The 6,145-nt window shown below is 67.6% G+C and carries 7 protein-coding genes; 1 reads left to right on the plus strand and 6 read right to left on the minus strand.

Translation table 11 applies throughout. The features are described from left to right. Positions 1-189: 189 nt before the first annotated feature. The 6 genes from phoB to pstS all read right to left on the minus strand — a co-directional run bounded on the left by phoB (position 190) and on the right by pstS (position 5,386). On the minus strand, positions 190-900 hold the full coding sequence (gene phoB, locus H0U68_RS23780) for a phosphate regulon transcriptional regulator PhoB (protein ID WP_296359427.1): 711 nt from the start codon (positions 898-900) through the stop codon (positions 190-192). Between the two features lie 2 nt (positions 901-902). Next, a complete protein-coding gene (phoU, locus tag H0U68_RS23785; RefSeq protein ID WP_296359429.1) occupies positions 903-1,607 on the minus strand; it encodes a phosphate signaling complex protein PhoU in 705 nt (234 codons plus the stop codon). Between the two features lie 5 nt (positions 1,608-1,612). After that, positions 1,613-2,401: a phosphate ABC transporter ATP-binding protein PstB gene (pstB, locus tag H0U68_RS23790; RefSeq protein WP_296359431.1), complete on the minus strand. Its 789-nt coding sequence runs from the start codon at positions 2,399-2,401 to the stop codon at positions 1,613-1,615. A 4-nt stretch (positions 2,402-2,405) separates the two neighbouring features. Then, entirely contained in the window at positions 2,406-3,293 is an 888-nt protein-coding gene (pstA, locus tag H0U68_RS23795; RefSeq protein ID WP_296359432.1) for a phosphate ABC transporter permease PstA, read from the minus strand. Then, positions 3,290-4,222 (minus strand): phosphate ABC transporter permease subunit PstC, encoded by a 933-nt coding sequence (gene pstC / locus H0U68_RS23800; protein WP_296359434.1) that lies wholly within the window; start codon positions 4,220-4,222, stop codon positions 3,290-3,292. Before pstC ends, pstA begins: the two co-directional genes overlap by 4 nt. A gap of 126 nt (positions 4,223-4,348) precedes the next feature. After that, a complete protein-coding gene (gene pstS / locus H0U68_RS23805) occupies positions 4,349-5,386 on the minus strand; it encodes a phosphate ABC transporter substrate-binding protein PstS (RefSeq protein ID WP_296359435.1) in 1,038 nt (345 codons plus the stop codon). Positions 5,387-5,573: 187 nt separating this feature from the next. Here pstS and H0U68_RS23810 point away from each other — a divergent pair, with 187 nt between their 5' ends. Continuing rightward, positions 5,574-6,059 carry a fasciclin domain-containing protein gene (locus tag H0U68_RS23810; RefSeq protein WP_296359437.1) on the plus strand — a complete coding sequence of 162 codons (486 nt, stop codon included), beginning with the start codon at positions 5,574-5,576 and terminating at the stop codon, positions 6,057-6,059. The last annotated feature ends 86 nt before the right edge of the window (positions 6,060-6,145 follow it).

The following is a 6,145-nucleotide window of genomic DNA, read 5'->3' on the forward strand; positions in this document are numbered from 1 at the left end:
AGCCAGCGCAGCACGCGCTGGCTGCGGTACAGGTCCATCGCCAGCCAGGCCAGCGCGCCCAGCACCACGCCGGCGGTCAGCGCCCCGGGCAGGCCGAACAGCCAGCCGACGGCACCGCCCGCAAGCTGGCACAGCAAAAGACTCGCGACGCGCCACACCATCGGCCGATTCTGCTCCCGCGCCCGGCCCTCAGGCCGCCTTCTCGGCTGGCGCGGCCTGCGCCGTGATGCGGTAGCCCACGCCGCGCACGGTTTCCACCAGCGCGCCGGCGGCGCCCAGCGCTTCGCGCAGCCGCTTCACGTGCACGTCCACCGTGCGCTCCTCGATGAACACGTGGTCGCCCCACACCTTGTCCAGCAGCTGCTGGCGGGTGTGCACGCGCTCGGGGTGCTTCATCAGGTAGTGCAGCAGCTTGAATTCGGTCGGGCCGACCTTCACCGGCCGCTCCTGCCAGCTCACGCGGTGGGTGGCGGCGTCCAGCGCCAGCGCGCCGATGCGTACCAGGTCGTCGACGTTCTCCGGCGCACGGCGGCGCAGCACGGCGCGGATGCGCGCCAGCAGCTCCTGCGTGGAGAACGGCTTGGTGATGTAGTCGTCGGCGCCGGCGTCCAGGCCCTGCACCTTGTCCGGCTCGTCGCCGCGCGCGGTGAGCATGAGGATGGGGACCGACTTCGTGCGGGCGTCGGCGCGCCACTTGCGCGCCAGCGCCAGCCCGCTCTGCCCGGGCAGCATCCAGTCCAGCAGGATGGCGTCGGGCAGCACCGCATCGAGCTCGCGCTGCGCCGCCGTGCCGTCCTCGGCCCACACCGGCGCGAAGCCGTTGTGGCGCAGGTTGACGGCCACCAGTTCGGCGATGGCCGGCTCGTCTTCGACGATGAGAACGCGTGGCTGTTTCTTCATGTTCATCGCATCGCGGATTCGATCTGCTCGAGCGGCTGATGCCGCACGTCGTCGCCCTTGACGATGTAGATGGTGAATTCGGCGATGTTCTTCGCGTGGTCGCCGATGCGCTCGATGGCCTTGGCCAGGAACAGCAGGTCCAGGCTGGCGGAGATGGTGCGCGGGTCTTCCATCATGTAGGTGATGAGCTTGCGCACGAAGCCGTCGAACTCGCGGTCGATCTGGTCGTCCTCCCGCAGGATGGAGATGGCCGCGGCCACGTCCAGCCGGGCGAACGCGTCCAGCGCCTTGCGCAGCAGCGCCGACGCCAGGTCGGCTTCGGTGTTGAGTTCCGCGGCTGGCAGCGCGCGCACCGCGCCGCTTTTTTCGATGATCGAGCGCACCATGCGCGCGATCTTCTCGGCCTCGTCGCCCACGCGCTCCAGGTTGGCGGTGGTCTTGGAGATCGCCATCAAGAGGCGCAGGTCGCGCGCGGTGGGCTGGCGCCGCGCGATGATGGAGGACAGCTCGCGGTCGATCTCCACTTCCATCGCGTTGACGCGGCTCTCGTTGACGATGACCTGGTACGCCGCGTCGCCGTTGTATTGCGAAAGCGAGTAGATGGCCTGGCGGATCTGCGATTCGACCAGGCCGCCCAGCTCCATCACGCGCGAGGAGAGGCCGTTGAGTTCGCTGTCGAACTGGGTGGAAAGGTGCTTGTCTGGCATGGGGGTTATCCGAAGCGGCCCGTGATGTAGTCCTCGGTTTCCTTGCGCCGGGGCTTGAAGAAAATCTGGTCGGTGCGCCCCACCTCGACGAGGTCGCCGAGGTACATGTAGGCAGTGTAGTCGCTGCAACGCGCCGCCTGCTGCATGTTGTGGGTCACGATGACCACCGTGTAGTCGTTCTTGAGTTCCGCGATCAGCTCCTCGATCTTCGCAGTGGAGATCGGGTCGAGCGCCGAACAGGGTTCGTCCAGCAGCAGCACCTCGGGCTTGATGGCGATGCCGCGCGCGATGCACAGGCGCTGCTGCTGTCCGCCCGAGAGGCCGGCACCGCTCTGGTCGAGCTTGTCCTTCACCTCGTCCCACAGCGCCGCCTTGCGCAGCGCCCATTCCACGCGGTCGTCCATGTCGGCTGCGCCCAGGTTCTCGAACAGGCGCACGCCGAAGGCGATGTTGTCGCGGATGGACATGGGAAACGGCGTGGGCTTCTGGAACACCATGCCGACCTTGGCGCGGATCAGCGCCACGTCCTTGCGGCTGGTCAGCAGGTTCTCGCCGTCCAGCAGGATCTCGCCTTCGGCGCGCTGGTCGGGGTACAGCGCGTACATGCGGTTGAAGGTGCGCAGCAGCGTGGACTTGCCGCAGCCCGAAGGCCCGATGAAGGCGGTGACCTTCTTCTCGGGAATCTCCAGGTTGATGCCCTTGAGCGCATGGAAGCGGCCGTAGTAGAAATTCAGGTTGCGCACCGACAGCTTGGAAGCCGCGGCCACGGGAGGGGATGCTGTGGAGAGTTCCATTGGGTCAGAGCTTGTTGCGCGTGACGACCCGCGCGAGGATGTTCAGGGCCAGCACCGCCAGCGTGATGAGGAACACGCCGGCCCAGGCCAGCTGCTGCCAGTTCTCGTACGGGCTCATCGCGAACTTGAAGATGGTCACCGGCAGGCTGGCCATCGGCTGGTCGAGGTTGGAGGTGAAGAACTGGTTGTTCAGCGCGGTGAACAGCAGCGGCGCGGTTTCGCCGGCGATGCGCGCCACCGCCAGCAGCACGCCCGTGACCACGCCCGCACGCGCCGCGCGCAGGGTGATGCTCATGATCACCTTCCACTTGGGCGCGCCCAGCGCGTAGGCCGCTTCGCGCAGGCCCGGGGGCACCAGCATCAGCATGTTCTCGGTGGTGCGGATCACCACCGGGATCACGATCAGCGCCAGCGCGATCACGCCTGCCCAGCCGGAGAAATGCTTGAAGCGCGCCACCACCACCGCGTAGACGAACAGGCCGATCACGATGGACGGTGCCGACAGCAGGATGTCGTTGACGAAGCGCGTAAGCGAGCCGAGCCAGCCCTTGGGGTCGTACTCGGCCAGGTAGATGCCGGCCATGATGCCGATGGGCGTGCCGACGAAAGTGGCCAGCGTCACCATCAGGAACGAGCCCCACAGCGCGTTGGCGATGCCGCCCGCCTCGTTGGGCGGCGGCGTCATCTGGCTCACCGTGGCGAAGGTCAGGCCGCCGATGCCCAGCCGGATGGTCTCCCACAGGATCCACACCAGCCAGAACACGCCGAAGACCATGGCCGCCAGCGACAGCGCCAGCGCGATGCGGTTCACGCGCTTGCGCGCGTGGTACTTGCGCTCGCGCACCTGGTTGCGTTCGGCCGCGTGCAGCAATGCCTCTCCGGTACCGCTCATGCGCGCGCTCCTTCGTTGCGGCGCAGCCGCGCCAGCAGCAGCTTGGAGCACGACAGCACCACGAAGGTGATGAAGAACAGCACCAGGCCCAGGTAGATCAGCGAGGCCTGGTGCAGGCCGTCGGCGGCTTCGGCGAATTCGTTGGCCAGCGCCGAGGTGATGCTGTTGGCCGCGGCGAACAGGCTGGGCGAATCGAGCTGGTTGAAGTTGCCGATGACGAAGGTCACGGCCATGGTCTCGCCGATCGCGCGGCCCAGGCCGAGCATGATGCCGCCGACCACGCCGCTCTTGGTGTAGGGCAGCACCACCTTGAACACCACTTCCCAGGTGGTGGAGCCAAGCGCGTAGGCGGACTCCTTGAGCATCGGCGGCGTGACGTCGAACACGTCGCGCATCACGGAGGCGATGAAGGGAATGATCATGATGGCCAGGATGATCCCGGCCGACAGGATGCCGATGCCCACCGGCGGGCCCGACACCAGCCCGCCCAGCACCGGCACGTTGGCCAGCAGGCTTTGCAGCGGCTGCTGCACGAAGGTGGCCAGGATGGGGCCGAACACCAGCAGGCCCCACATGCCGTAGACGATGGACGGCACCGCCGCCAGCAGCTCGATGGCCGTGCCCAGCGGGCGCTTCAGCCAGGACGGCGACAGCTCGGTCAGGAACAGCGCGATGCCGAAGCTGACCGGCACCGCGATCAGCAGCGCGATCAGCGAGGTGGACAGCGTGCCGTAGATCATCGCCAGGCCGCCGTACTCGCCGGCCACCGGGTCCCACACGCTGTTCGTCAGGAAGCCCAGGCCGTACTTCTCGATGGCCGGCCAGGCGCCCGCCACCAGCGACAGCAGGATGCCGGCCAAAAGCGAGAGCGTGAGCAGCGCCGCGCCGCGCGCGGCCCAGGCGAACAGGCGGTCGGCGACGGCGGTCATGCGAAAGGCCCTGACCCCTGCCCTCTCCCGCCCGGCGGGAGAGGGAGGTGACGTCCCCCTCTCCCGTGTGCGGGAGAGGGTCGGGGTGAGGGTGTCGTTCATCGTCCTGCCCGCCATGGCGTCTTTTTACTGGCCCGCGATCGGCTTGCCGGCCGCGTCCTTGATCTCGCTGGCCCACAGCTTGGCGACCTGCGTCTTCACCACCGCCGGCATCGGCACGTAGTCGAGGTCGTCGGCGGTCTTGTCGCCGTTCTTGTAGCCCCAGTCGAAGAACTTCAGCACCGCGGCGGCCTGCGCCGGCTTGTCCTGCACCTTGTGCAGCAGGATGAAGGTGGCGCCGGTGATGGGCCACGATTCCGCGCCCGGCTGGTTGGTGAGGATCTGGTAGAAGGTCTTGGACCATTCGGCGCCGGCGGCGGCCGCCTTGAAGGCCTTGTCCTCGGGCGCCACGAACTGGCCGGCGCTGTTTTGCAGCAGCGCGTAGGTCATCTTGTTCTGCTTGACGTAGGCGTACTCGACGTAGCCGATCGCGTTGGGCAGGCGGTTCACGAACGCGGCCACGCCCTCGTTGCCCTTGCCGCCCGCGCCGGTGGGCCAGTTCACCGCGGTGCCCTCGCCGACCTTGGACTTCCATTCGGCGTTCACCTTGGACAGGTAGTTGGTGAAGATGAAGCTGGTGCCGGAGCCGTCGGCGCGGCGCACCGGGGCGATGGCCGCGTCGGGCAGGGCCAGCGACGGGTTCAGCGCCTTGATGGCGGCGTCGTTCCACTTGGTGATCTTGCCCAGGTAGATGTCGCCCAGCACCTGGCCGTTCAGGCGCAGCTGGCCGGGGGCGATGCCCTTGATGTTGACCACCGGCACCACGCCGCCGATCACGGTCGGGAACTGGATCTGGCCCTTCTTGGCCAGCTCGTCGTCCTTCAGCGGCATGTCGGACGCGCCGAAGTCCACCGTCTTGGCGTCGATCTGCTTGATGCCGGCGCCCGAACCGACCGACTGGTAGTTGATCTTGACGCCGGTGGCCTTGTTGTAGTCGGAGGCCCACTTGGCGTACAGCGGCGCCGGGAAGGTGGCGCCGGCGCCGGTGACGTCCTGGGCGCCAGCGATGCCGGCGAACGAGAGCGCGGCCACGGCGGCTGCGGCGGTACGGAAGCGAAGAGTCATCGAGTTCACCTCAAGGTTGTGGATCAGTTGCCGCGACTCTAAGAAGCTTGTGTGACGGTCCTGTGACACAGCCCGGGATCGCCTATTCGCGCAGGTCAGCGTCACGCGGCTGTCACCGGGCTTTCATGGATTTGTCACGGGCGCGCCCTACGCTGATGAGAACTTTTTCACCCTGGAGGGACTTCCCATGAACCGACGCATCCTGATGGCCATTCCCATGGCCGCCCTGCTGGCCGCCTGCGCCAGCCAGCCGCATTCCACCCCCGTGTCCGTGGCCGACACCATCGCGCGCGATCCGCAGCTGAGCACGCTCAATGGCCTGGTGCAAAAAGCCGGCCTCACCGACACGCTGCGCGCCGCGGGCCCGTACACCGTGTTCGCGCCGACCAACGAGGCCTTCAGCGCCGTGCCCGCGACAACCATGGCCGCGCTGGCCGCCGACCCGGCCAAGCTGAAGAACGTGCTGGCCTACCACGTGCTGCCGGCCCGCGTGAGCGCTGGCGACGTGAAGAACGGCAACGCGAAGACCGTGCAGGGCGCGAACATCGCGCTGGCCAAGGCCGGCACCTTCGTCACGGCCGAAGACGCGATGGTGCAGTCCGCCGACATTGCGGCCAGCAACGGCGTGGTGCACAAGGTCGACCGCGTGCTGATGCCGCCCGCGTCGCACTGATCCGCGCGGCAGTACCGACAACAACAAAAATGACCCTCTCTTTCCCCACCCCAGGCCTCCAGGTCACCCGGCGGCGCCTGCTGCTG

It is taken from the genome of Ramlibacter sp. (genome assembly GCF_013697775.1).
GTDB lineage: Bacteria > Pseudomonadota > Gammaproteobacteria > Burkholderiales > Burkholderiaceae_C > Ramlibacter.

Excerpts from the sequence above, each read along its gene's own strand:
- phoB (WP_296359427.1), bottom strand. The coding sequence starts at position 900 with ATGAAGAAACAGCCACGCGTTCTCATCGTCGAAGACGAGCCGGCCATC.
- phoU (WP_296359429.1), bottom strand. The coding sequence starts at position 1,607 with ATGCCAGACAAGCACCTTTCCACCCAGTTCGACAGCGAACTCAACGGC.
- pstB (WP_296359431.1), bottom strand. The coding sequence starts at position 2,401 with ATGGAACTCTCCACAGCATCCCCTCCCGTGGCCGCGGCTTCCAAGCTG.
- pstA (WP_296359432.1), bottom strand. The coding sequence starts at position 3,293 with ATGAGCGGTACCGGAGAGGCATTGCTGCACGCGGCCGAACGCAACCAG.
- pstC (WP_296359434.1), bottom strand. The coding sequence starts at position 4,222 with ATGACCGCCGTCGCCGACCGCCTGTTCGCCTGGGCCGCGCGCGGCGCG.
- pstS (WP_296359435.1), bottom strand. The coding sequence starts at position 5,386 with ATGACTCTTCGCTTCCGTACCGCCGCAGCCGCCGTGGCCGCGCTCTCG.
- H0U68_RS23810 (WP_296359437.1), top strand. The coding sequence starts at position 5,574 with ATGAACCGACGCATCCTGATGGCCATTCCCATGGCCGCCCTGCTGGCC.